Here is a 23651-nt window from a genome sequence, read left to right on the forward strand (position 1 = left end):
CGCGAGGCTAGGGCAGGGAGTTCCCGTGTCGTATCCGGCCTTTGGACCAGATGGCTCATCCATTTGGCCGAGGGGCCGGGCGGAACCTTTGACGGCTAACCGATCGTCGCCTTGCGCATCACGAAGGCCTCGGCATAGCGCCCGGCCGAGCGACATTCCGCGCCGCGCAACCGCGCCAAGCCGCGAAAGGTCTCCTCGTCGAACCAGTCTTTCGAGCGCTGCGAGGCGAAGTGCTCGATGAGAAACGCTACCTTGCGCCCCATCTCCGCCTCGCCGAACGGCACATAAAGGTTGGGCCGCCCCAGATCGCCATCCCATTTCGGGATTTCGTATTCGAGGATCATGTGATCGCGGAACACGTTCCAGGTCAGTCGCGAGACGGCGCGGTGATCCTGATGGGCATCATCGCGGCGATGGGTCAGGATGACGTCCGGCGTGACGTGGCGCTTCAAGTCCTCCATCCACGCCTTCATGGCGGCGCCCTGCTCCGGGAAGAGCCCATCCGCGAAGGCGCCACAGCGAACCTCGGCCTGCATGGCACCCGCCAGAAAGGCATCGGCCGACCGTTGCGCCTCGCGCGCCCGCTCGCCGGGGGCGCTCAGCACGCACCACGCAACGTCGAGCCGGACTCCCTTGGCGATCAGGGTCAGCAGCGTGCCGCCCGCGCCGATCTCGATGTCATCCGAATGGGCGCCGAGGCACAGTATCGACAGCCGATCGCCTGGCGCGGCGAGGGTGAGAAGCCTCATGAGGCGGAGATCGCCAGCGGCGTGGTCGATCCGGCGCGTTCCGCCTGCCGCCATGGCATCCGCCCCTGCTCGACCATCTCCTCCAGGACCTGGCGGTCCTTCAACGTGTCCATGGCGCGCCAGAAGCCCTCATATTTGTAGGCCATCAGCTCTCCCGCCTCGATCAGCCTCGCGAAAGGCTCGAGCACCAGCTCCTCACCCTCGCGGACAAAGTCGAAGATGCCGGGCCTGAACAGGAAGAAGCCGCCATTGATCCAGAGATCCGAGCGATCGGAAGTGGCGAACCCTTTGACCGCCCCGTCGCCGGCGATATCGGCAAAATGGAAACTGAGCTGCGGGCGCACCGCCAGGAAGCAGGCGAGTTTGCCGCTCGCGCGGAACCGCGCGATCATTTCGGTCAGATCCACGTCGCTGAGGCCGTCGCTGTAGTTGGCGAGGAAAATCTCCTCGTTGCGGACGTGGTCGCGAACCGCCAGCAGCCGCTCGCCGATATTGCGCCACATCCCGGTATCGATCAGCGCCACGCGCCAATCCTGCTCCGGCGTGCCCAGCATCTCGACCTTGGCGCCGAAGTCCGAGACGACGCAATCCGCATAGGCCTGCGGTCGATAGTTCAGAAAGAAGTCCTTGATGACATTGGCCTTGTAGCCGGTACAGAGCACAAAATCAGTATGGCCGTACTGGCTGTAATAGTTCATCAGGTGCCAGAGGATCGGTTGCTGTCCGATCGGGATCATCGGCTTCGGGATGCTCTCGGGATATTCGCGGATGCGCGTCCCGAGCCCGCCGCAGAACAGAACGACCTTCATGATGCCATCCCCTTTCGCTCGATCCTCGGTGTGACGATGCGAGGCTCTGGGATCGGCACGATGAAGCGGCCGCCCCACGCCGCGATGTGAGCCATCTGCGTCATGATCTCGCCCTTCAGGTTCCAGGGCAGGATGAGGACATAATCCGGCCTGGCGATTTCGATCGCCTCCGGAGGCAGGATCGGTATGCGCATCCCCGGCGTGAACTGACCGTGCTTGAAGGGATTGCGATCCACCGTGAACTCCAGGAAGTCCGTGCCGATGCCGCAATAGTTTAGAAGGGTGTTGCCCTTTCCCGGCGCGCCATAGCCGCAGATCGTCTTGCCCTGGTTCTTCAGCTCGATCAGCAGCGACAGCAGCCCGCGCTTGGTCGCCACAACCCGCTCGGCAAAATCGGAATCGGTGGCGACGCGATCCAGCCCCTGCGCCCGCTCAATCGCGAGCAGCGCCGGAACGGCAGGATGTTGCGGGCGCGTCGAGGATGCGTGGACCAGATAGACGCGCAGGGATCCGCCATGCGTCGTCAGTTCCTCGACATCGATCAGCCTCAGCTGATGCCGGGCCGCGATCTGCTCGATCGTCAGCAGGGAAAAGTACGAGAAATGCTCGTGGTAGATCGTGTCGAACTGGGTCTCGGCAATGAGGCGCGCGAGATGCGGGAATTCCAGCGTTATCACCCCCTCGGGCTTCAGCAGGATCCGCATGCCTTCGACGAAATCATTGAGGTCCGGTACCTGCGCCAGCACGTTGTTGCCGATGATCAGATCCGCCTGCTGGCCTTCCGCCGCCATTTCCTCCGCCAGATCCGCGCCGAAGAAATCGATCCGCGTCTCGATGCCCTTTTCGATCGCGATCGCGGCGACATTGGCGGCGGGTTCGATACCCCGCGCCGGAACGCCGAGAGGGCCGAAATGCTGCAGCAGATAGCCATCATTGCTGGCAATCTCGACGACGGAGCTTCGCGCGTTCAGTTGCAGTCGCTGCGTGATGGCCTCGCAATAGGCCTTCGCATGCGCAACCCAGCTCGACGAATAGGACGAATGGTAGGCATAGTCGTCGAAGATCGCGTCCGGCCTGACATAGGCCTTGAGCTGAACCAGGAAGCAGAATTCGCAGGCGAGCACCCGAAGCGGGTATGTGACCTCGCCTTCGTCGATCCTGTCCGCCGCAACGAAGCTCTCGCAGAGCGGCGACATGCCGAGATCGACGAAGACGTGATGCAGGTCGGCGCCACAAAGACGGCACGTCCCCAGAACGTCGCGCCCCCCGGGCGTCGATCCGAAAGACTTTGTCATCGAACCCCTCCATCCCCAGTCACCTCGGTACAGGCTGAATTACGAAGAACTCGCCTGCAGGTTGTATTCAGGAACATATCAAGAACCGGGAGAAGGTCGCCTCAGACGTTCTGAGGAGGGGCCAGAGGCTGCTCGCTACGCCTTTCGGATAGGGACAGATCAAGCTCCGTCCAGAGGCGCCGGCATCTACGGCTTTCGGCCGGCTTGCTGCCCGGAAGCCGGGCCGTCCAGAGTGCGATGATCTGGATTTCTTCCATGCCTGAGCAGGAAGCCATGGTCAGCATCGACGTCGCCATACCCAACTACAACTACGGTCGGTATCTCCGCGAGTGCGTCGAGAGCGTGCTGACGCAGGATGTCGCTGCGCTGCGCGTCCTCATCCTCGACAATGCCTCGGACGACAACAGCGCGGCGATCGCGCGCCAGCTGGCCTCTAGAGATCGCCGGGTCACATTCGTGCAGCACGCGACCAATCTCGGCCACCAGGCGTCGTTCAACGAGGCCATCGACTGGGCGTCCTCCGACTATTTCATGATCCTCTGCGCGGACGATCTGCTGACCCCGGGATCCCTGCCGAGAGCCCTGTCGGTGCTGGAACAGAATCCCGATGCGACGCTGGCGTTTGGAGAACTCGCAGCAACGAAGCCCGCGAAGCAGCGGCCGATGACGGCGGGGCCCGTCGATTGGCAGATCATGCCGGCGCAGAGCCTGCTCGAACAGTTTTGCCGCACGGGGCTCTATTCGGTCCGCAGTTGCTCCGCCGTGGTACGAACCTCGGCCCAGAAGCGGGCGGGACACTATTGCGCGGCGCTGGACCAATCCGACGACTTCGAATTGATGATGCGCCTCACCCTGCAGGGAGGGTTGATCGCCCGGACGCGGACTCCGCAGCTCTTCATGCGGGCGCATGAGCTCGAACGATCGGCCATTGTCCGCCGCAACCGAAGCCTGCAGATTCTTGCCTACGAGGCGGCGTTCACATGGTTTTTTACGCACGAAGGGGCGTCCCATCCCGAAGCCGCGCGCCTTGCGCGGCTGGCGGCGCGCGGGTTGGTCGGTCGTGCCTATTGGTCCGGCTTGAGCCATCTCTGCCGGGGCGAAATCCGCAATGCAGCCGGCCTGTTTCGCTATGTGGCGAGCCGATCCTGGTCATCGACTCTTCTGCCACCGCTCGACTATCTGATCCGGAGCGAGCCTCGCCCCGGCGCGGCATCCATGACGGCGACCGTTCGTCGAATGCTACCCGCGAGCTGGAGCTGATCTCGCCGACGCAGGTGAGGGAAAGGCCGTTCAGGCGCTAGCAATCGGTGTCACGCCGTCAGCTTCCAGAAGCCCATGGGCCTGCAGGCGGCGGGCGGCACTCAACAGAGTCGCGAATGGCAAACCGGCGCGCTCGGCGATTTCGAATAGCGAGGTCCGGCCGTCGGCGCCGCTCAGAACCCAGAGCATCGCCAGGTTGCTCGCCGCGCCGGCACCACCAGGGGATTCACGCTCGAAGAGTCCATGCAGCCCCAATTGCGGCTCGCCATGCATGCAGGTGCTTCGCGGCCGGAAGTCCTGCTCCAGGACGTCGACTATGTCGCCAATCATCCGATAAGATGAAGCGAGGTGCTCGGGCCGGACGAAATCGAGATTGTCGGCCGAGGTGTGATATTCGGAAAAGGTCCCGAACAGGCTGCGCTGGAACACGCCGACTGGCAGATCGAATCCGGGCGAGCCATACTGTCGCTCGTCATAGCCGATCGGGCTGAAGTCGAGCACAACCGGTGATCGGGCCGCGTGGCGCAACACATGGGCGGCGACACGATCGATGAACGCGTTTTCGCGACGGCTCTTCTTGTAGGTGGGCCCGCCACCGTCGCCGACGCAGGTCACGACCAGGCCATGCTTCACGCGGCTTGTCTGATGCTGATTGCGGGCGAGCCAGGCTATGGCGCCGATGGTCGTCGGAGCGAAGACGAAGTGATAGCTGTAGCGCGTCTTCAGGCTGGCGATCCGCTTTCCCAGCATGGCGAGCAGCGCCAGGCCCGAGCAATTGTCGTTGGCAAGCGAGGGATGGCAGATATGCGCGGACAGCAGCACCTCATCCTCCAGCGCCCCGCGATGCCGATATTCGCCATAGCTCAGGCTGCCGTCGTCGTGGCTGGCGTCGATGACCACTTCATAGCGGCCCTCCGGCAGGGCCAGCATCGCGCGATGCGTCATGCAGAAGCCCCAGGCCGGCTCGTAGTAGGACTTTCGATAGGGGATCAGGTCCGGCTGTTCGGGGAGCGTGAAGATATGCTTCCGCAGCTCGGCAAGCTCCAGAGTGGCTCGCACGGCCACGCTGTAATTCATGACGTGCAGGTTATTGTTTCGAAAGTCGACGACCCGCTCGCCGGCCTCGTTCCGGATATAGGCCTCGCGCATGTTCCATTCCCGAGGGATCGTCCAGTCAAAGACCTGCGTTCCCGTCGGAACTTCATGGATGGTGAGCGGAATTGTTCGCTGCATCCGCCGCAACGTTTCGCGCACGCCATCCCCGGCGACGCTCCGGCAAATGGGGAACAGCTCGGCGACCAGGCTATAAATCTCGGCACCGATCGCTTCCGCGTTCACCGCGCCCAGAAGGGCTGCGGGAGGCGATAGGCCCTCCAAACGAGAGGTCATGTCACGGCCAGGACATCGCCTTGCGTCGCCGGCACGCGATGACGCAGATCGGCCCCGAGCACCCCGCTCGCCATCAGCTTGCGGATATGGCCGATCCGCTGATAACGGGGGCCTTCGAAGCCCAGCAGAGCCTGCGCCGACGACCGATAGGCAGAGCAGAGTTGCTCCGCACCGCGCCGCGCATCCCACTGCGGCGCAAAATCCGGTAGCAGTTGCCGGATCTTCTCAAACGACACCCGATAGGACCGCGTGTCGGGGCCCGCGTCGGCTGCCATCTCGAGCCGGCAACCGGGGACGATCTCGGCGACGATCGTGGCCAGATCCCGGATGCGGTAGTTTTGGTCGGTCCGGCCGACATTGAATGCCTGGTTGCGAACGTCTTCCTCGCGCGCTGTCAGGCCCGCCAGGAAGGCCGCGGCGATGTCCTCGATATGCACGACGGGGCGCCACGGGGTGCCGTCAGACTTCAGGTGAATGACGCCGCCCGTCACGGCCCAGGCGACGAGATTGTTGAGCACGATGTCGAAGCGCAGGCGCGGCGACAGGCCGTAGGCCGTCGCCGGGCGGAAATAGACCGGGCAGAAGCGGCGATCGGCGAGCCGGCCGATGTCCTGCTCAGCCAGCACTTTCGACCTGCCATAGGCGGTGACCGGCTGGAGCGGCGCCGTCTCGTCGACCAGTTCGTCGCCTGCCTTGCCATAATTGCTGCAGGAAGAGGCGAACAGGAAGCGACGAACGCCGGCCTCCTTGGCCAATGTCGCGAGGCGCACGCTGGCCCGGTGGTTGATCTCGAAGGTCAACTCGGGGCTCAAGTCGCTGAGCGGATCATTGGACAGCGCCGCCAGATGGATCACGGCGTCGAAACCCCGAAGCTCGCCGACTGTGACATCGCGCACATCCTTGCGAAGCTCCGGTATGGCCGCGATCGTGCCGCCGGGTGCGTAGCTGCATTCCGCGTAGAGATCGGCGTCGCAGCCGCTGACCGAGTGACCGGCCGCCAGCAGCATCGGCACCATGACCGTGCCGATATAGCCCCGATGGCCCGTGACAAGCACTTTCATGCCCATTCCCTCCTGATCCAGGCCCCGGTTCCCGTATCCGCGAGAGGATTTTCCGGGGCAGGGAAGCTCGGTTCAGCCTAGGTCGGGCCCGTCTCTGGCACTGCCTGGCCGTTGGGGGAGGGCTCTACTCCTTCGGTCGGTATCCAAACGCCTCCCTACGCCGAGATCAGGCCTCGACTGACCGCAAGGCGTAGGGCGTTCGCCGGAGGGCGGAGCCTGAGGAACGAGAGCTTGCCACTACAATCCCCGCGATCGGCTTCGCCCTGCGATCGAGGAGCACAAGCGTCATGGACAACCAGCGACATGGATGATCTGCGGCACAGGACGATCCGCAGCGGCATGGCCAAGCTGCTCGGACAGGGTGTGAGCGTCCTGATGCGATTGGCCTTCATGGTGGTGCTCGCGCGACTGCTCGATCCGAGCGAGTTCGGCCTGGTCGCAATGGCGACGGCGATCACCGGCATGATGGCGATGTTTGCTTCCGCGGGACTGTCGACCGCAGCTGTACAGGCGCGGACGATCTCCGTCGTTCAGATGTCGACGCTGTTCTGGGTCAACATGCTGATCGGCACCCTGTTCGCCGCGCTGTGTTGCCTGCTCGCCCCGGTCCTGGTCGCCTTCTATAACGAACCAAGGCTCTTCTGGCTGACAATCCTGCTCGCGCCGGGCTTCATCCTGGGCGCCGCCAGCGTGCAGCACCTGGCCATCCTGCAACGCGAGATGCGCTACGGGGCGCTCGCCATAGTGGAGTTTTCCGGGCAGCTCCTCGGCCTAGCCTGCGGTGTCGCCATCGCCCTGGCCGGCTACCGCTACTGGGCGCTGGTCGGGGCGACCTTCTTCACGCAGCTCGGCACCACCACGGGTACGTGGGTCGCGACGCGCTGGCTGCCGAGCCGGCGCTTCAGCTTCGCGGAAGTCGTGCCGATGCTCCGGGTCGGCGGCACCGTCACCTTCAACACAATCGTGGCCTATATCGGCTTCAATCTCGAGAAGGTGCTGGTCGGGCGCTTCTGGGGCGCCGAGGCGCTCGGCAATTACGGACGCGCCTATCAGCTGATCTCGGTGCCGATCGACAATCTCAGCAACGCCGTCGGCGGCGTCGCCTTCTCGGCGCTGGCGCGGCTCCAGGACGAGCCAGCGCGGCTGCGGGCCTATTTTCTCAAAGGCTACGCGCTGCTCGCCTCGATGTCGGTGCCGCTGACCCTGTTCCTGTGCCTGTTCGCCGAGCCGATCTTCCTCGTCCTGTTCGGTCCCAGATGGATGGAAGCCGCCATCATCTTCCGCCTGCTGACACCGACGGTCCTGGTCTTCAGCCTGATCAACCCGTTCGGCTGGTTGCTGCTGGCGATCGGCCGGCAGGATCGCAACCTGCGGATCACCTTCGTGGTGGCGATCGTCGTGGTGGTCGCGTGCAGTATCGGCCTGCCCTTCGGGCCGCGAGGCGTGGCGACGGCCTATTCAATCGCAATGGTGCTCTGGTTCGTGCCGCACATCGTGTGGAGCACGCATGGCGGCCCGATCTCCCCGCGCGACATCCTGCCGGCCATCAGCCGATCCTTCCTGGCCGGCCTGATCGCCGGCGGCGCGGCATGCCTGTTCGACCGGACAGAAGGCGTGGGGCTCCCTCCGCTCGCACAGGTCCTGCTCGGCGCGAGCGTCATGCTGCTCATCTACGCCGTGATGATCCTCGGCGTGTTTGGGCAGGCCCGCTTCTATGCCGATCTGTTCAGGGGAATGCGCCGCGCCACGACCTGACGGCGGAGAGCGTCCGCGCGAGGGCCAAGAGCCATGGCCTCGTCGTCGCCGCTTGCGCCCTTGGCCAGCAGCTCGGCCATTCGGACGGGCAGGGACGAAAGATCCGGAATGGCGAGAGCGCTCACGCCACGGCGGCGCATTCGGCGAGCCACGCCTCATACGTCGCCTCGATGCCATCCCGGAGCGGGATGGAGGGCTGCCAGCCCAAGTCGCGCATTCGGCCGATATCCATGACCTTGCGCGGCATGCCGTCCGGGCGGCTAGGGTTGGTGGTGATGACACCCCGATAGCCGACAATATCGGCGATCATTTCGGCGAGGGCCCGGATCGAGATTTCCTTGCCCGACCCGACATTGATGAACTGCCTGGCCTCATACCGCTTCAGGAGCAGCACGCAGGCATCCGCCAGATCGCTGACATGCAGGAATTCGCGCGACGGCCGGCCGGATCCCCAGATGGCGACGCTCGGCAAATTGTCGAACTTGGCGAGGTGAATCCGGCGGATCAGCGCCGCCAGGACGTGAGAATTCTCGGGATCGTAATTGTCGTTCGGCCCGTACAGATTGGGCGGCACGGCGGCGATGAACCGGCAGCCATATTCGCGATGATAGCTCTCGGCGAGCTTCAGGCCCGCGATCTTGGCGATCGCATAGGGTTCGTTGGTGGGTTCCAGCGCCCCGGTGAGGAGATCCGCCTCGCGGATCGGCTGCTGCGCGTCACGCGGATACATGCAGCTCGAGCCGAGGAACAGCAGCTTCGTCACACCGGCCCGGCGCGCGCCTTCGATGATGTTCGCGGCAATCGCCAGATTGTCATAGAGAAACGGTCCCGGATGCGCCGAATTGGCGGCGATCCCGCCGACCCGCGCCGCCGCGATGACGATGGCGTCGGGCTCGCTGGCATTGATCCAGGCTTCCGTCGCCGACTGCCGTCGCAGGTCCAGCTCGTCGCTCGTCACCGTGAGGATTTCGCACGGCTCGCGGCGGAGCCGCCGCACGATGGCGGAACCCACCATGCCTCGATGCCCGGCGACCCAGATGCGCTTGCCTGCCAGGGGGAAGGTGTCGAGGATATCATGCGCTGCGGTCATTGCGGCCGGCCTCCCGAAGCACGCTGCTGAGATCCGCCCGAACCATGTCGGCAACCAGCTCCGGGAAAGACACCGTGTGGCTCCAGCCGAGTTGGTCCCGCGCCTTGCCCGGATCGCCGAGCAGGAGATCGACTTCGGTCGGGCGGAAGTAGCGCGGGTCGATCTCGATCAGCGTCGCGCCGCTGCGGGCGTCATGCCCCTTTTCGGTCGCCCCGCGACCGGACCATTCGATCGCCCGGCCGACCTCGCCAAAGGCACGCTCGACGAACTCGCGCACCGTGTGCGTTTCGCCCGTCGCCAGCACGAAATCATCGGGCTGGCGGTGCTGCACGATGCGCCACATGCCTTCCACATAGTCGCGGGCATGGCCCCAATCCCGGCGTGCATCGAGATTGCCGAGATGGATCGTCTGCTGCAGGCCCAGCTCGATGGCGGCGACGCCGCGCGTGATCTTGCGCGTCACGAAGGTTTCGCCGCGCAGCGGGCTCTCGTGGTTGAAGAGAATGCCGTTCGAGGCGTGAATGCCATAAGCCTCGCGGTAGTTGACCGTGATCCAGTAGGCGTAGAGCTTGGCGGCGGCGTAGGGGCTGCGCGGCGAGAACGGCGTCGTCTCGCATTGCGGCGCGATCCGGCTGCCGCCGAAGAGTTCGGACGTCGAAGCCTGGTAAAAGCGGCACTTCTCCGAGAGGCCGGCGATGCGGAGCGCCTCGAGCAACCGTAGCGTCCCGAGCGCATCGGCGTTCGCGGTATATTCCGGCGTCTCGAAGCTGACCTGGACATGACTCTGGGCCCCGAGATTGTACATCTCGTCCGGTTCGACCTCGTGAATGATCCGGCAAAGATTGGTCGCGTCCGTCAGCTCGCCATAGTGGAGGTGAAAGCGGACGTTCTCGCCATGCGGATCCTGGTAGAGATGATCGACGCGCTGCGTGTTGAAGGATGATGAGCGCCGCTTGATGCCGTGCACCTCATAGCCTTTGCCGAGCAGCAGCTCGGCCAGATACGCGCCATCCTGTCCGGTCACGCCGACGATCAAGGCTCTCTTGCCAGGCATGATGCTCGCTCCGTGTTCCCGAGAACCGGAAGTATACGAAGGCGTTACCGACGCGCCCTCCTGTCTGATCGGAGTAGGCTCCCCAACGCACTTGCGCGCGATGACCTCTCGCGGGTGTCGACAAAAGAGGTATGCGCGTCCGTGCCCCGTTTCCGCCTACCTCGAAGGGAGGAGCGTCCCCCGCCGGCGGAGCCACGGCTTGTGCGATTGCAGGCCTTGTCCGGCTGCTCGAGGCGGTGAAAGTCTGCCCCTGATCATTCACGGCAGAGGTCACGTCGATGCGCATCGTGCTGGTGAACCGCTATTTCCATCCGGATGAATCGGCGACCAGCCGCATGGTCTCGAGCCTGGCCTTCGGCCTCGCGGCACAGGGTATCGAGGTGCATGTGCTGGCCAGCCGGTTCCGCCACGACGACCCCGACGCCGCATTGCCACGGTTATCCTCCATCGAAGCGGTCCACGTGCACCGGCTGGCGGCGACCCATTTCGGCAGGAGCGGGCTCGCCGGTCGCGCGTCCGACTATCTGAGCTTCCACGCGGCCGTCGCGTCCTGGTGCCTTCGCCATATCCGCCGCGATGACATCGTCATCGCCTGCACGGATCCGCCGCTGCTGTCGGTCACCCTCGCGGCCGTCCTGGCCGGGCGGGGCGCCCGGCTGGTCACGTGGCTGCATGACATTTTTCCCGAGGTCGCAATCGAGCTTGGCGTTGTCGGCAAGGGCGGCCCGCTCGCCAAGCTGACGCTCGCGCTGCGTGACGGGTCCCTGCGCCGGGCCCACTGCAACGTGGTGCCAACCGCGGCCATGGCGCGCGCGCTGCGGGCCCGCGACGTCGCGCCGGACACAACCGCCGTCATTCCCTATTGGTCGGAGGAGGAGATCGTTCCGATCGAGGCGGGCCAGAACCGGCTGCGGCGCGAATGGAGCCTCGGCGAGGCGTTCGTCGTCGGTTATTCCGGCAATTTCGGACGCGCGCACGAGTTCACGACCCTGCTCGACGCAGCCGAGCACCTCCAGGACGATCCAGGCATTCGCTTCCTGCTGATCGGCGGCGGATTTGCCCGCAAAAGCATCGAGGCTGAAATCGCAAGGCGACGGCTCGGCAACATCGAGCTGAAGCCGCTGCAGCCACGGGATCGTCTGTCGGAAAGCCTCGGCATAGCCGACGTCCACCTGATCTCGCTGCTGCCGAAGCTCGAGCCCTATGTCGTACCGAGCAAGCTTTACGGCATCCTGGCTGCGGGACGTCCAGCGATCTTCATCGGCGCCAGCGATGGCGAAGTCGCCTCCGCCCTTCGGCGGCACGACTGCGGCGAGACGGTGCCGATCGGCGGGGGGGAGATGCTGGCCAGCCGGATTAGCGCCCTGCGCGACGACCCGGCCCTGTGTCGAGTACGCGGCGCGAGGGCGCGCCTCGCGTTCGAAACGACGCATGGCAGGGAGCGGGGCGTTGCGGAATGGACTGCGCTGCTTCGCGGCGTGCAGGCGGGACGGCGTCCATCCGCGGAGGCGGTCTACTCGGCAGCTTCGGGTGACGCCGCCAGCGAATGATCGACGGCGGCCAAGCCGCCTCGATGGCCAAAGCGGACGAAGGCGCTGTGCGCCAGGGCGGGCAGGGCCAAGCCCCCGAGCATCCAATAGGCCGGCCAATCCAGGAGAATGCCCGCCAGCCCAACGGTCGCGAGCAGCGCGGAGACCGCAACGAGGGTGGCCGTCGCGCGCGCGGGCGAGAGGCCGTGATCGACCAGAAGATGGTGCAAATGAGCGCGGTCCGCCGCCATCGGGCTACGCCCGGCGATCGAGCGGCGAACCATCAAGCTCAGCGTATCGATCACCGGCAGCGCCACCAGCCACAACAGGGCCGGGAACAGCGCGTGTACCCCGGCCTCCGCACGGGAAGACCCGGGGATAGAGGACAGGCTGACGATGAAGGCGGCGATGGCGCCGCCGAGCATCAGGCTGCCCGCATCGCCCATGAACACGGTCGCGCGGGCGCGCCATGGGCTGCGCATGTTGAAGACGAGAAAGCCGAGGACGACGGCCAGCAGCAGGAGGCTTCCCTCGGCGATCGCGGGACGGTCCGTCGCCATGGCGGCAAGGGCAATTCCGCCCAGTGCGACGGCCGCCACGCCGCCCGCCAATCCATCCAGCCCGTCGATCATGTTGAAGGCATTGGTCACGCCAACGAGGAAGAGAAACGCGACGAGAAGCGTGATCCAGCCCGGCAGCGCGCCTGCAAGGGGAAGGGCGAGCATCATCGTCGCGCCCGTGGCCATACCCCATCCGCCCAACAGAACAGCGGCGGCGAGGCCCTGCACGACGAGCCGCATGCCGGCGCCGATATTGTGGAGATCATCCACGAGCCCGATACCCGCCAGCATCGCCAGCGCGACGGTCAACACCAGCAACTCGGCGGCGGGCGGGGCGGCTGCCTGCAGCGATCGCAGCAGGATGATGGACGCGAAGGCAATGAACATCGCCAGCCCGCCGCAGAGCGGAACGAGCCCGACATGAACCTTGCGCGCCGAGGGGCGATCGACCAGGCCAAGCCGTGGCGACAGGCGGCGCAGCGCCGCCACCATGGCGACCGCCAGCAGGAAAGCAAAGGCAAGAAGAGGGGCACCGATCGACATGAGCCGGTCTCCGCATCGCGCCGCACAAGGGGCAGGCCGACGCGCGAGGCCGGATGGCAGATGTCGCGGCGGCTGGAGCACGATAGGGCGGCCAAGGCGGCGCGACCGATTCAGCAATAGGAGGGAAGAGACGGCTAGCGAGGGCTCGGCATCCTGCCAGCCATACGCCTTTCGGAGGACGCCATCCGGGCGAACTCCGCCGTTTCAAGCTCAACTGGTGCCTGCCTGCGATTGATAGCAGACTGAGGCTGCCGAGCGTCGGCAGGAAAGCCTAGGTGGCGCGTGGCCGAAAAACCGAGGGGGAGGAACCCAGCATGCCGTTCGTCAACATTCGTCTCGTCAAGGAAGTCATCGCCAGCGACCCGGAGGGGAAGAAGGCCGCGATCGCCGCCAAGGTGACCGAGGCAATCCGGGACGCCACCGGACTGGGCGACGAGGATGTCTGGGTGGTGTTCGAGGAGGTCCTGGCGCGAGACTGGTATCTCGGCCCGACCAATGTCGAAACCCGACGAAAGGGCTGATCGACGCGCCGAAGGCGCTCGGAAACGGAGCGCGGCTCGCGTCGAAAAGCACGAGCCGGATAAAGCGCGGGATCCTTGCATCGCTACTCGAACGACGAAAGGATCCCGGACTCGGGTAGGCAATCAGGCAGCGGTCGCTGGGACCGCCGTGGCTTACTCCGGCTTGGCCGGCAGGAAGCTGAACGGCTTGGCCGGCTTGAACTCGCCGGAAACCTCGCCGGAGAAGACTTCGCCGTGCTGGATGGTGAGCTTCTTGACCGGAGCGCCCGGCTTCAGGTCCAGCTTGGCCAGCGACACCCAGAACGTGTTCGGGCGGGTGGCGCTGTCGAAGTAGTAGATCAGGTTCTTCTGGTCGGAGATTGAACGCCAGATCGTCGAGGAGATGTTCGGCTGATCCGGCGTCGTGATCCCGAGCGGAACGCTGACGGCGCGCTGGACGCCGAGAACGCTCGCGACGGCCTGATACTGGAAGGACTGCCCGGGAACGCCCTCGATGTAGTTCGGGTCCTTCTGCTTCGGGATCGCGTCGAGCAGGAAGGACGCGCGGGCGAACCGGTCGGCGGCGCGGTTGGTGCCGGGGAGGAACTTCAGGCCACCGATTTCCTTCCAGTAGCTGTTGAGGGCCAGCTGCTCGGAATAGATCGGCGAATTGGTCATCACGGCAAAGTCCTTGCCGTGATGGATCTGAAGCTTGCCTTCGACATATTCGAAGATCGCGGAATCGCCCGTCGAGTCCGAGATCGCGAGGTGCAGCGAGGCCGGAGCGCCGTTCGGCAGCGTCGGCGCGAGCAGGTTGAACGGCTCGGCGCGCAGATGCTCGACCGCCTCATTGACGGTGGCAAAATTGTCGAGCGTGTATTGCGCCCAGAGCGAGATCGACAGGTAGGGGCGTCCGTCGACCGGCTTGCTGTACTGCGATTCCGCCAGATAGAGGATGTTGGCGACGAGACCCTTCTCGTTCATGCCGTCGGTCGAGCCGGCCTCGTATCCCGAGGTGATGACGCTGCCATACTTGGCGGTCCAGCGGATCGACTTCGGCCCGGAAGCGCCGTCCCGCTCGATCCCGGCCGGAAAGGCCCACAGATTGGAGGCCATATCCTCCTTCCAGTCCATGTTCCGGCCCGTGATGACGGTCTGGTCGGCCCCGACATAGAGCGTGCGGGTGCAGGCATCGGCGAAATCGGCCATGGAGGGGATCAACACGGCGGCTGACAGCGCAAGGGCGACGGAACGCGGCGCACGCTTCATGATTCAGGCTCCTGATAGCTGCTCGAAAAGCGAATAGGACGCGGAATGCGCGTCAGAACTTGATGATTCCGCCGATGACCGGCCCCTGCAGGACCTGATCGTAGACGAACGACCCCTTCTCGTAGTCGATCCCCTGCGCGCGATAGCCCGCCGTGGCCGAGAAGCGATCGTTGAACTTGTAACCGATCGACCCGAGCACGTCCCAGTTGAAATCGGAAGCGCCGCCACCGGCCATCGCCCAGCCGCTCAGGAAAACCGAGTCGGTGAGGGAATACTGTCCCTTCACGCCGACGACCGCGTCCACCCAGGTCGCCGTGTGCTCGCGATCGAGACCGCGATCGCCGGCCTGCGCTTCAAACGACGTCTCGATCGACCAGAGGCGGGCACCGGCGAGCACATCGAGATTGCCGCGGCTGGTCTGGACGACGGAATAGGCAACCGCGGGCGTCCATTGCAGGATCTCGGTCCCGACGGCGACGTCCAGACGCCCCTTGGGCGAACTGCCGTCGGCCGAAAGCTTCATGTAGAGCAGGTCGGAAAAGATGCTGAACCGGTCATATTTCGCCTCGACGGTGCCCATCGCGGCGAAATCGAGATTGCTCAGGAGCTTCGAGAAGTCGCTGTCGAAGTGGGCCTGCCTCTGACCGTATTTCACATCGCCGGACATCGACGACATCCAGACATAGGGAGCGACGGTGAAGGTCCATCCGGAACCGGCGGGCGCAGCGTCCGCGACCGGCTCTTCCGGCGCGACGATGTCCGCCGCGAAGGCCGGCGCCGCGCAGCCGAGCGCGATCGCCATGCCGAGCAGGCTCCCCGCAAGTCTCGCAGGCGCCCGAAGCCCATTCTCGCGAGGGGCTGGGACATCAGACGCAATCAAGCCATACGGCATCGTGTTCGCTCACTGTCGACGAGAACCATTCGGGGAGCGAAGTGGGCCGGATCCGGCCACTCCCACACCAGCCGCAATCCGCAAGCAGATGCGCGGCCGCTGCCGGCTCCCCGCCTGACTGATACCGGCTCCGCGCATGGCGCGTCAACGCGCGCGGCCCGATATTGGTACCGTCGCCAAATTACATGCTGAACTTATTATTTGACGTCGAACTTCGCCCGCCGAAGGCCCGCGCCGTCCGGGCGCGGGCAACCGGGGGGGCGGCGCTCAGACGCGACGCCCGGCCTCTCGAGCGGCGTCGATGACCTGTTCGAGCGCCGCGGCCTCCGAGGCGTCGAGCGCGCCGAAGACGTATTGGCAGCGGAAGGTCTCGCCGGGCGCCAATTGCCGGACATGTCCCTTGGCCTTCTCCGCCAGATAGCCGTCCGGTTCCGCCGTCGCGGGAAGCACGAGGCCGAAGGCCTCCTGGTCCGCGTTGCGCACCATCCAGCGAATGGCGTGGTCGAGCTGGTCCGGACGATAGCTGATGAAATCGGCCGATCCGTCGTCGAGCACCTGCAGCGCATGCGACCAGCCGGTGGGATCGGCCGCGACGTCCATCGACATGACCAACTCCGGCTCGACCGCCTGGGCGCCGTCGAGCCGCTTGTGCAGGCCGGGATCGGCGAGGGCGGCCTTGCGCAGCACCTTGTACTCTTCCGACAGCGTCTCTTCCGGCGGCAACAGGGAACGGATCCGATAGCCCGTCTTCTCGTCGGCCACGGTGTCAACGATCCGCGCATCCGGCACATAGCGGAAATTGACGTGCGCCAGATACATGAGAACCATCGGCGAACCCTTGAGGTTCTTGATGTCGATCCCGGCATGGATCTTCGTGCTGCCGGCATGCAGGCGCACGGTCGGCGTGGCGACATATTTGTGCGTGAAGGCGACGGTGTGCCGGTAGCGGCCGGAAAGCCCCATGAACGGGCCGTGCTCGTCCTCGCCGATCAGGAGTTCGGCGCTGTGATAGAGGGCGTTCGGCAGCTCGCCATGCGGCGGATGGTTGTCGGCCGGGCTCGGATTGCCCATTGCCGTCGCGCCGCAATGCAGCAGAAACCCGCCATAGTTCCCGACATAGGACTGGGTCGGCTCCGGCTCCTCGAACATCGAGCCCATGGTCAGGCGGCGACCGTTGAAGGTGGCATCCCAGATCTGCTGGCCCTGGAAGGGCAGAAGCTCGATGACGCCGACGCCATTGTCGATGCGCAGGCCAGCCACGCCGGTGCTGTAGCGAAATGTCGAGGCCGTCAGGCCGGCGAAGGATGCGATCACCGTTTCAGCCCGGCTGAAATGCTCGGGCAGCAGCGTAATCGTGGCGATATCCGACTTCATGATCAACCGCGCCTTTCCATGCGAGGCAGCGCATTGGCAACCACAGCGTGTCCCATGCGTGCGAGAAGCGATTGAGCAGCCTTGTTGATTTCGGTCAACAGGAGACGCTCGTCGAGCGCGACGAACGCGCCATTTTCCAGGATCGTCTTGCCGTCGATGAGGACGGTATGCACCGACTTCGAGCGCGAGGCGTAGAAGAGATTGCGGATCATGTTGGTGACCGGGATCATCTCCGGCCGGTCGAGCGTATGGATCACGATATCGGCGCGCTTGCCCGGCTCCAGCGAGCCGATGCGGTCCTCCATGCCGGCAGCGCGGGCGCCGCCCCGGGTCGCCATGTAGAGACCGTCCTCGGCGATCAGGTAGCCGCGATCGCCATGGGCCTCACGCGCCGTCAGGACGGCCAGGCTCGCCTGCCGCCAGAGATCGAAATCGTTCGACCAGTTGGCGGAATCCGAGCCGAGCGCAATGTTGGCGCCGCGCCGCCACAGCTCGGCATGCCGCCCCTCGAAGCAGCCGCCATGCCCCCACATCATCGAGGCGGCCGGTGCCCAGGCGATGCTGGTGCCGCGATCAAGCAGGGCGTCGCATTCGGCGTCGGTAAGGTGGTTGGCGTGGCCGAAGGTGACGTTGCGATCGAGGAAGCCGATGTCGTGCAGATGCAGCAGCGGATCCTTGCCGAAGCGCTGGCGGTCGGCGTCGGTATCGGCGGGGCTGTAGGACTGGTGCAGGTTGAGCACGACGCCGGCGGCATCGGCGCGCGCCTTCGCCTCCATCATCAGCTCTTCGCTGGCGGTGCCGAGCCCGAGGATCGCGACATGGCCCGTGACGAGGGCATCCGGATCCGCGTTGCGCGCGAGCTCGCCGCCCATGCGTTCGAGCGCTTCCTCGCGGGTTTTGGGGGCGCGCGCGAGCTCGGTCCGAACCCGGGCCTGCGCGGCGCAGGCGGGGCACCCGGCCTCGTGGGTCTCCAGCATGCCCTGTGCGAAGCCCTGCGGCTGGTCCCAGATGAAGGCGTCGCCGAGGATGGCGCGGATGCCGACTTGCTCGGCCGCACGCGCCGCCATGGCGGGCTCCAGCACGGTGCCCGCTTCCAGGAAGCAGGTAGTGCCGTTGCGGACCATCTCCATGCAGGCGAGGAGGACCGAAAGATATTCCTCCTCGTCATTTACCGTATTGAAGAAAACGCTCTCAAACGTATCGAACGCATCGCCCTCGGAAAGCTGATCGGGCAGGGCGCCGCGAAAGATCTGGAACGAGGCGTGCAGGTGGCATTCGACGAACCCCGGATGCACCGGCGCGCCGCGCGCCTCGATCACCCGCCGGGCCCGGTAGCGCGCGGCGACCTCCGCGTCCGCGCCAACAGCGAGGATCCTGCCATCCCGGATCGCGACGGCGCCGTCCTCGAAGATCCGGCTCTCGTCGTCCATGGTGATGACATAGCCATGGCGGATGATCGTATCCGCCTCAACCGGCGCGCGCTCGGTCGTATCGGTCATTCGTTCCCTCCCGGAAGAATCGTCGGCGCGGCGGGCGCCCAGACCAGTTTCACCAGATCTCCGACCGCGAGCCCCTCGGCTTCCTCGTCGCGCAGATCCGCCCAGACGGTCGTGCCATCAGCCAGGACAGCGCCGACCCGGATCGAGCTGCCGAGATAGATGATCTCGGAGATGCGCCCTTCGACACCGCGCCCCTCAGGCAGGCTTTCTTCGCGGGAAACCCGCACGGCCTCGGGCCGGATCGACAGCGCAGCCCGCGTCCCTACGGAAACGCCGGCGACGGTGGCGACCGTGAGCCGGGTGCCGACGACATCGAGCGTCGCGATGCCGTCTCTCACCGACTGCACCGAGCCGCGCAGCAGGTTGGTCTGGCCGATGAAGTCGGAGACGAAGACATTGGCCGGCCGCCGGTAGATATCCTGCGGCGTTCCCACCTGGACGATGCGGCCCCGGTTCATGATGGCGATCCGGTCCGACATGACGAGCGCTTCGGTCTGGTCATGCGTGACGAAGACGAAGGTCGCCTCCAGCCGGCGCTGGATCGCCCGCAGCTCCAGCTGCATCTGCTGGCGCAGCTTCAGATCGAGCGCTGACATCGGCTCGTCGAGCAGAAGCACCTTGGGCTCTCCGGCGAGCGCGCGGGCCAGAGCCACGCGCTGCGCCTGGCCGCCGCTCAGCTCCGTCGGGCCGCGCCCGCCGAGATGCTCGAGCCGGACAAGCGCCAGCATCTCCTCGACCTTGTCGTCGATGCGCTTCTTCGACCACTTCTTCAGCTTCAGGCTGTAGGCGATGTTGTCGTAAACGTTCATGTGCGGGAACAGCGCGCCGCGCTGGAACACCAGATTGGTCGGCCGGCGCTCCGGCGGACGGGTCGTGACGTCCTCGCCATAGACGCGAACCGTCCCACGCGTCGGATATTCGAAGCCGGCCACGATCCGGAGCAAGGTGGACTTGCCGCAGCCGCTCGCGCCGAGCAGCGAGACGAACTCATTGTCCGCGACGGTCAGATCAACGTCTTCGAGGGCGGTCATCGAGCCGAAGCTCTTGCGAACCCCCATGATTTCAACGGCGGCGTTGGTCACGAGCGCTTCTTTCGTCCGAGCAGGTTGGAGCAGATCACGAGGCCGACGAGCAACGTCAGCAGCAGCGTGGCGATGGCATTGATCGACGGGTCGACGCCCCGGCGCATCATCCCCCAGACCAGAACGGGGACGCTCTGCTGGTTGCCGATGTTGAACCAGGTGATGACGAACTCATCGAGCGAGAGGGCCGCCGCCAGCAGGGCGGCGCCCACGACCGACGGGCGGATCAACGGGAAGGTGATGTCGAGGAAGGTGCGGACCGGGCTGGCGCCGAGATCCCTTGCCGCCTCGAGCATGGAGAAGTCGAAGGTCTCGAGCCGGGCATTCATCGTCAGGACGACGAAGGGCAGGCAGACGATGAGGTGTCCGATCGCGGTGTTGACCAGGCCCTGCGGCATGCCGAGCATGCGAAAGAACACCGCAAGCGCGATGCCGATGACGAGCAGCGGCACGATCGCCGGCAGCAGGCTGGCGCCGATCAGGGCCTCGCGGACATGCGGCCGCTTGAGCCGCATCAGACCGAAGGAAAAGGCCGCCCCCATGGCGCCGGCCGCCACCGCCGAGATCAGCGCCAGCACCAGGCTGTTGGTGAGCGCGCTGATGATCAGCGGATTGTCCAGCGCGCTCCGATACCAGGAGAGCGTCAGGCCCTCGATCGGCATGGAGAGGCGCGGGGACGTGGTGAAGGAGAACAGCACGATCACCACGATCGGCGCATAGAGATAGGTGAGCACCGCCAGCACGAAGAGCGCGGCGATCCAGTGTTGTCTGAGCTTTGCGATCATCGGGTCACGCGGACGAGGATCTGGACGACGGCCAGATAGATGGCGAGGACGATGGCGATGGTGACGAAGGCGAGCGCGGCGCCGAGGGGCCAATTGGAGCCGATGCCGCGGAACTGGTCGGCGATGATGTTGCCGATCAGGAGGCTCTGCGTGCCGCCGACGAGCGATGGGGTGACAAAGTCGCCCGCCGCCAGAAGGAAGGCGAAGGCAAACGCCGTGCGGACGCCCGGCATCGCCAGAGGCAGCAGGATGGTGCGGATGAGATGGACGCGGCCGGCGCCAAGATCGCGCGCCGCCTCCATCTGATCGCGCGATACGTTCAGCAACGCCGAATAGATCGGCAGCACGGCGAGCGGCAGCAGCAGGCCGCTCAGCGTGATGACGACGGCGATGTTGCTGTAGATCAGGAACTCCAGCGGCTCGTTGATCAAACAGAGCCATTGCAGCGTCGAATTGAGCAGGCCCTGCTTCCCGAGGATCGTCCGCCAGGCATAGATGCGGACGAGGTAGCCGCTGAACAGCGACAGCAGCACGAGCTGCAGGATCAATTGTCCGCGCCGCTCGAACACGAAACGCATCGCGTAGGAGAGGGCGAAGGCGATGGGCACGACGATGGCGGCCGTCACGAAGCCTACCACGACGGTGCGGATGAGCAGCGTCCGGTAGAGCTTCGAGACGACGGCCTTCTCGTAATTGTCGAGCGTGAAGTCCGGGATCAGTTCGAACCCCTTCGCTCGCCAGAAGCTCAGCACGAACAGGCAGAGCATCGGGACGGCGAAGAACAGGACGTAGAGCAGGCTCGCCGGCAGCAGCGGGCGAAGACTGGTGGACGCACGCCCAGAGCGTGCCAGGCCGGAGCCCGTCATCATTGCATTCCTCGTCGTGCCGGGACGGATCAGGAGGCCTTGAACGTCTGCCAGGCTTCGACCCAGGCGGGCGCGCCGACGATGTCGCCGTCATTCTCCTGTGGCGGCACGACGATCTGGGTGCCGAGGATGCCGCCGCCGGGCTTGCGCACATTGTCGTAGGGGTAGAGATCGCGCACGCTCGGATCGAGCAGGTCATAGGCCGCCTCGACGGTGCAGCCGGAGCCGAGCTCCTTGGCCAGCGCCGCGTTCGACTGCGCCGAGGTCATGAAGTCTATGAAGGCATAGGCATTGTCGAGGTTGGGGGCATCCGCCGCGATGGCGTAGGCGTCCGACCAGAAGAAGGTGCCGTCGACCTCGGGCGAGCCGACGACCAGCTTCACGCCCTTTTCCTTGGCGATCAGCGTCTGATAGGCCCAGCCGCCGATGCCGATCGAGGCGTCGCCGCGGATCAGCACGTCGGCCATGTCGCCATGCGACGCGCCGATGGTGACGACGTTCGGCTTCATCTTCAGCATGGCCTCGATGACCTGCTCGAGTTCCGCCGCCGTCAGCCGGCTCGGCTCCTTCATCCCGAGCGAAACGGCATAGAGCCAGATATTGCCGAAGGGGTCGTCGAGCAGCACCAGCTGCCCCTTGTATTTCGGATCGGCGAAATCCGTGTAGCGGGCCGGCATCTTGTCCCATTTCGCGGGATTGAAGACGCAGGGCTCGTCGCCCCAGATGATGGGAATGCCGTAGGTCTTGCCGTCGCGCACCAGCCAGGGTGCGTCCTTGAACGCCGGGAACAGCCCCGCGGCGGTGGGGATGCGGGCGAGGTCGAGCGGCTGGAACAGCTCGACATTCGAGGCGAGGATGGCGCGCTGGAAATCCTTGTTCGGCGTCAGGAGGTCCATCGCGCCGCGACCGCCCGTGTTGAAGCGGGTGAGGGCTTCGTCGGCGGCCGACTGGAAGGAGGCCTGAAGCTGGATTCCGTTCTTTTCCAGGAACGGCTTGGCGACATTGCCGCCATGCTCGCCGTCCCAGCCGAGGAAGTTCAGCTGCCCGCCGAGCTTCGGAGTTTCGGCCGCCGAAGCGCCCGCCGAAGCGCCGAGCACGGAAATCGTGGCAAGTCCTGCCGCGCCCTGGATGAACCGGCGACGGTTAACGTCCGCGTTCAGGCGGTCGTTGAGAAACCCTCTAACCATCTCGTTCAAGATCGTCTCCCCCTCTTTTCTGGAACAGTCTGGCGCTGGTCTTGGTCAGAAAATTCGGCATGACAAATCGGCTGGCGCTTTTTCCCTGCACGCACCATGTCGATCGTTTTTCCTCTGCGGAAACCCTGCCTTTCTTCCCCACTCCCACTTCAAACTAAAAGTCGCTTTGTATATAAAGTCAAGGACCGTTGATGAAACCGGAGAGCCGCGATGTCGGAGACTGACGACCCGGAGGGCGGCCGCAAGGGCGTCTACACCGCGCCGGCGCTGGAGAAGGGGCTCGAGATCCTGGAGCTGCTCGCGGATGCCGGCGAGCCCTTGTCGGCCCGGAACATCGCCGACAGCCTGGGACGGTCGAAGAACGAGATCTTCCGGATGGTCTTCGTGCTGGTCGAGCGGGGCTATTTGAACCGCGACGCCGCGACCGACCGGCTGACGCTCAGCAACAAACTGTTCGAGCTCGGCATGCGCACGCCGCGATCGCGCAAGCTGGTCGAGGTGGCGATGCCGGCCATGGAGCGGCTGAGCGACGATACCGGGCTCTCGTCGCATCTCGTCGTCGTCAACCGGGGCGAGACGGTCGTGATCGCGGCCGCCGCCGGCAGCGCCGAACTCAATCTGACCCTCAGGCTCGGCTATCGCCGGCCGGCGATCGAGGCGAGCTCGGGCCAGACGATCATGGCGTTCCAGACGCCGGAGAAGCGCGCGCGGCTGATCGCCGAAAGCCTGGCCCTTTCCGACGAACCGCATGATCCCGACGCGCTGGACGCGATCCTCGACCGGATCGTGGCGGATGGCTCGCTGGTGGCGCAGAGCCACGACCTGCTCGCCGTGGTCGACGTCTGCGCGCCCATTCTCGATCGGAACGGCAGGGCGGTGGCCAGTGTCGTCATCCCCTGCCTGAGCCGCCGCGGCACGCCGTCGCTCGAGGAGAGCGTCCGCGCGGCACTGGTCGAAGCGTGCCGCGAGGTCAGCGAGGCCCTGATCGAGCGCTGAGCCCCTTCGCGGCATGCGTCACGTCGAGTGCATCGCCACCCGTGCGCACGCACCGCATTCTTTCCGTCGTCTGAATCAGCTACGGCACCCTTGCAATT

Annotated in this window: 21 protein-coding genes; 5 read left to right on the forward strand and 16 right to left on the reverse strand. The window is 65.3% G+C overall.

Translation table 11 applies throughout. From position 1 onward, the window contains the following. Window positions 1-95: 95 nt before the first annotated feature. Genes AC6HZP_RS12905 through AC6HZP_RS12915 form a run of 3 tightly spaced genes read right to left on the reverse strand, consistent with a single transcriptional unit; the run spans window position 96 to window position 2853 of the window. Window positions 96-749 carry a PIG-L deacetylase family protein gene (locus tag AC6HZP_RS12905; protein ID WP_497523194.1) on the reverse strand — a complete coding sequence of 218 codons (654 nt, stop codon included), beginning with the start codon at window positions 747-749 and terminating at the stop codon, window positions 96-98. Further along, complete coding sequence (locus AC6HZP_RS12910; protein WP_201403934.1) at window positions 746-1558, reverse strand: glucose-1-phosphate cytidylyltransferase; 813 nt, start codon at window positions 1556-1558, stop codon at window positions 746-748. Before AC6HZP_RS12910 ends, AC6HZP_RS12905 begins: the two co-directional genes overlap by 4 nt. Then, window positions 1555-2853: a methyltransferase domain-containing protein gene (locus AC6HZP_RS12915; RefSeq protein ID WP_497523195.1), complete on the reverse strand. Its 1299-nt coding sequence runs from the start codon at window positions 2851-2853 to the stop codon at window positions 1555-1557. Before AC6HZP_RS12915 ends, AC6HZP_RS12910 begins: the two co-directional genes overlap by 4 nt. A gap of 255 nt (window positions 2854-3108) precedes the next feature. On the opposite strand from AC6HZP_RS12915, the gene AC6HZP_RS12920 reads away from it, so the two are divergent. Next, a complete protein-coding gene (locus tag AC6HZP_RS12920; RefSeq protein WP_497523196.1) occupies window positions 3109-4113 on the forward strand; it encodes a glycosyltransferase in 1005 nt (334 codons plus the stop codon). 30 nt (window positions 4114-4143) lie between these two features. On the opposite strand, the gene AC6HZP_RS12925 is transcribed toward AC6HZP_RS12920, so the two are convergent. Continuing rightward, on the reverse strand, window positions 4144-5502 hold the full coding sequence (locus AC6HZP_RS12925) for a DUF4910 domain-containing protein (RefSeq protein WP_497523197.1): 1359 nt from the start codon (window positions 5500-5502) through the stop codon (window positions 4144-4146). Further along, on the reverse strand, window positions 5499-6563 hold the full coding sequence (locus tag AC6HZP_RS12930; RefSeq protein WP_497523198.1) for an NAD-dependent epimerase/dehydratase family protein: 1065 nt from the start codon (window positions 6561-6563) through the stop codon (window positions 5499-5501). The genes AC6HZP_RS12925 and AC6HZP_RS12930 overlap by 4 nt, the downstream gene beginning before the upstream one ends. Before the next feature lie 303 nt (window positions 6564-6866). Here AC6HZP_RS12930 and AC6HZP_RS12935 point away from each other — a divergent pair, with 303 nt between their 5' ends. Beyond that, entirely contained in the window at window positions 6867-8318 is a 1452-nt protein-coding gene (locus AC6HZP_RS12935) for a lipopolysaccharide biosynthesis protein (protein ID WP_497523199.1), read from the forward strand. 121 nt (window positions 8319-8439) lie between these two features. On the opposite strand, the gene AC6HZP_RS12940 is transcribed toward AC6HZP_RS12935, so the two are convergent. Beyond that, window positions 8440-9408, reverse strand: coding sequence for a GDP-L-fucose synthase family protein (locus AC6HZP_RS12940; protein ID WP_497523200.1), 969 nt, complete (start codon window positions 9406-9408; stop codon window positions 8440-8442). Beyond that, a complete protein-coding gene (gene gmd / locus AC6HZP_RS12945) occupies window positions 9392-10462 on the reverse strand; it encodes a GDP-mannose 4,6-dehydratase (RefSeq protein ID WP_497523201.1) in 1071 nt (356 codons plus the stop codon). Before gmd ends, AC6HZP_RS12940 begins: the two co-directional genes overlap by 17 nt. A gap of 278 nt (window positions 10463-10740) precedes the next feature. Between gmd and AC6HZP_RS12950 the strand changes: the two genes are divergently transcribed. Beyond that, window positions 10741-12012 carry a glycosyltransferase family 4 protein gene (locus AC6HZP_RS12950; protein ID WP_497523202.1) on the forward strand — a complete coding sequence of 424 codons (1272 nt, stop codon included), beginning with the start codon at window positions 10741-10743 and terminating at the stop codon, window positions 12010-12012. On the opposite strand, the gene AC6HZP_RS12955 is transcribed toward AC6HZP_RS12950, so the two are convergent. Next, window positions 11976-13094, reverse strand: coding sequence for a glycosyltransferase family 4 protein (locus tag AC6HZP_RS12955; RefSeq protein WP_497523203.1), 1119 nt, complete (start codon window positions 13092-13094; stop codon window positions 11976-11978). The genes AC6HZP_RS12950 and AC6HZP_RS12955 overlap by 37 nt on opposite strands. Window positions 13095-13408: 314 nt before the next feature. On the opposite strand from AC6HZP_RS12955, the gene AC6HZP_RS12960 reads away from it, so the two are divergent. Beyond that, window positions 13409-13615, forward strand: coding sequence for a tautomerase family protein (locus AC6HZP_RS12960; protein ID WP_201403944.1), 207 nt, complete (start codon window positions 13409-13411; stop codon window positions 13613-13615). A 153-nt stretch (window positions 13616-13768) separates the two neighbouring features. Here AC6HZP_RS12960 and AC6HZP_RS12965 read toward each other — a convergent pair whose 3' ends face one another. The 8 genes from AC6HZP_RS12965 to AC6HZP_RS13000 all read right to left on the reverse strand — a co-directional run bounded on the left by AC6HZP_RS12965 (window position 13769) and on the right by AC6HZP_RS13000 (window position 22548). Further along, a complete protein-coding gene (locus AC6HZP_RS12965) occupies window positions 13769-14863 on the reverse strand; it encodes a linear amide C-N hydrolase (RefSeq protein WP_497523204.1) in 1095 nt (364 codons plus the stop codon). Window positions 14864-14915: 52 nt separating this feature from the next. Then, window positions 14916-15665, reverse strand: coding sequence for a hypothetical protein (locus tag AC6HZP_RS12970; protein WP_497523205.1), 750 nt, complete (start codon window positions 15663-15665; stop codon window positions 14916-14918). Between the two features lie 357 nt (window positions 15666-16022). Then, window positions 16023-17129 carry a DUF4432 family protein gene (locus AC6HZP_RS12975; RefSeq protein WP_497523206.1) on the reverse strand — a complete coding sequence of 369 codons (1107 nt, stop codon included), beginning with the start codon at window positions 17127-17129 and terminating at the stop codon, window positions 16023-16025. 2 nt (window positions 17130-17131) lie between these two features. Further along, window positions 17132-18628 carry an amidohydrolase family protein gene (locus AC6HZP_RS12980; protein ID WP_497523207.1) on the reverse strand — a complete coding sequence of 499 codons (1497 nt, stop codon included), beginning with the start codon at window positions 18626-18628 and terminating at the stop codon, window positions 17132-17134. Next, a complete protein-coding gene (locus AC6HZP_RS12985) occupies window positions 18625-19710 on the reverse strand; it encodes an ABC transporter ATP-binding protein (RefSeq protein WP_497523208.1) in 1086 nt (361 codons plus the stop codon). The genes AC6HZP_RS12980 and AC6HZP_RS12985 overlap by 4 nt, the downstream gene beginning before the upstream one ends. Next, entirely contained in the window at window positions 19707-20495 is a 789-nt protein-coding gene (locus tag AC6HZP_RS12990; protein ID WP_201403950.1) for an ABC transporter permease, read from the reverse strand. Before AC6HZP_RS12990 ends, AC6HZP_RS12985 begins: the two co-directional genes overlap by 4 nt. Continuing rightward, a complete protein-coding gene (locus AC6HZP_RS12995; RefSeq protein ID WP_497523209.1) occupies window positions 20492-21364 on the reverse strand; it encodes an ABC transporter permease in 873 nt (290 codons plus the stop codon). Before AC6HZP_RS12995 ends, AC6HZP_RS12990 begins: the two co-directional genes overlap by 4 nt. A 26-nt stretch (window positions 21365-21390) precedes the next feature. Continuing rightward, window positions 21391-22548 carry an ABC transporter substrate-binding protein gene (locus tag AC6HZP_RS13000; protein ID WP_497526802.1) on the reverse strand — a complete coding sequence of 386 codons (1158 nt, stop codon included), beginning with the start codon at window positions 22546-22548 and terminating at the stop codon, window positions 21391-21393. Window positions 22549-22767: 219 nt separating this feature from the next. Here AC6HZP_RS13000 and AC6HZP_RS13005 point away from each other — a divergent pair, with 219 nt between their 5' ends. Further along, a complete protein-coding gene (locus tag AC6HZP_RS13005; RefSeq protein WP_497523210.1) occupies window positions 22768-23553 on the forward strand; it encodes an IclR family transcriptional regulator in 786 nt (261 codons plus the stop codon). The last annotated feature ends 98 nt before the right edge of the window (window positions 23554-23651 follow it).

This window comes from Kaistia sp. SLG-1, from assembly GCF_059699055.1.

Bases quoted from the DNA above. Each gene is read 5' to 3' on its own strand.
- AC6HZP_RS12955 (WP_497523203.1), bottom strand. From the start codon at position 13,094: ATGTCGATCGGTGCCCCTCTTCTTGCCTTTGCTTTCCTGCTGGCGGTC.
- AC6HZP_RS12905 (WP_497523194.1), bottom strand. From the start codon at position 749: ATGAGGCTTCTCACCCTCGCCGCGCCAGGCGATCGGCTGTCGATACTG.
- AC6HZP_RS12995 (WP_497523209.1), bottom strand. From the start codon at position 21,364: ATGATGACGGGCTCCGGCCTGGCACGCTCTGGGCGTGCGTCCACCAGT.
- AC6HZP_RS12980 (WP_497523207.1), bottom strand. From the start codon at position 18,628: ATGACCGATACGACCGAGCGCGCGCCGGTTGAGGCGGATACGATCATC.
- AC6HZP_RS12925 (WP_497523197.1), bottom strand. From the start codon at position 5,502: ATGACCTCTCGTTTGGAGGGCCTATCGCCTCCCGCAGCCCTTCTGGGC.
- gmd (WP_497523201.1), bottom strand. From the start codon at position 10,462: ATGCCTGGCAAGAGAGCCTTGATCGTCGGCGTGACCGGACAGGATGGC.
- AC6HZP_RS12965 (WP_497523204.1), bottom strand. From the start codon at position 14,863: ATGAAGCGTGCGCCGCGTTCCGTCGCCCTTGCGCTGTCAGCCGCCGTG.
- AC6HZP_RS12960 (WP_201403944.1), top strand. From the start codon at position 13,409: ATGCCGTTCGTCAACATTCGTCTCGTCAAGGAAGTCATCGCCAGCGAC.
- AC6HZP_RS12915 (WP_497523195.1), bottom strand. From the start codon at position 2,853: ATGACAAAGTCTTTCGGATCGACGCCCGGGGGGCGCGACGTTCTGGGG.
- AC6HZP_RS12910 (WP_201403934.1), bottom strand. From the start codon at position 1,558: ATGAAGGTCGTTCTGTTCTGCGGCGGGCTCGGGACGCGCATCCGCGAA.
- AC6HZP_RS12975 (WP_497523206.1), bottom strand. From the start codon at position 17,129: ATGAAGTCGGATATCGCCACGATTACGCTGCTGCCCGAGCATTTCAGC.
- AC6HZP_RS12990 (WP_201403950.1), bottom strand. From the start codon at position 20,495: ATGATCGCAAAGCTCAGACAACACTGGATCGCCGCGCTCTTCGTGCTG.
- AC6HZP_RS12920 (WP_497523196.1), top strand. From the start codon at position 3,109: ATGCCTGAGCAGGAAGCCATGGTCAGCATCGACGTCGCCATACCCAAC.
- AC6HZP_RS13000 (WP_497526802.1), bottom strand. From the start codon at position 22,548: ATGGTTAGAGGGTTTCTCAACGACCGCCTGAACGCGGACGTTAACCGT.
- AC6HZP_RS12940 (WP_497523200.1), bottom strand. From the start codon at position 9,408: ATGACCGCAGCGCATGATATCCTCGACACCTTCCCCCTGGCAGGCAAG.
- AC6HZP_RS12950 (WP_497523202.1), top strand. From the start codon at position 10,741: ATGCGCATCGTGCTGGTGAACCGCTATTTCCATCCGGATGAATCGGCG.
- AC6HZP_RS12935 (WP_497523199.1), top strand. From the start codon at position 6,867: ATGGATGATCTGCGGCACAGGACGATCCGCAGCGGCATGGCCAAGCTG.
- AC6HZP_RS12930 (WP_497523198.1), bottom strand. From the start codon at position 6,563: ATGAAAGTGCTTGTCACGGGCCATCGGGGCTATATCGGCACGGTCATG.
- AC6HZP_RS13005 (WP_497523210.1), top strand. From the start codon at position 22,768: ATGTCGGAGACTGACGACCCGGAGGGCGGCCGCAAGGGCGTCTACACC.
- AC6HZP_RS12970 (WP_497523205.1), bottom strand. From the start codon at position 15,665: ATGGCGATCGCGCTCGGCTGCGCGGCGCCGGCCTTCGCGGCGGACATC.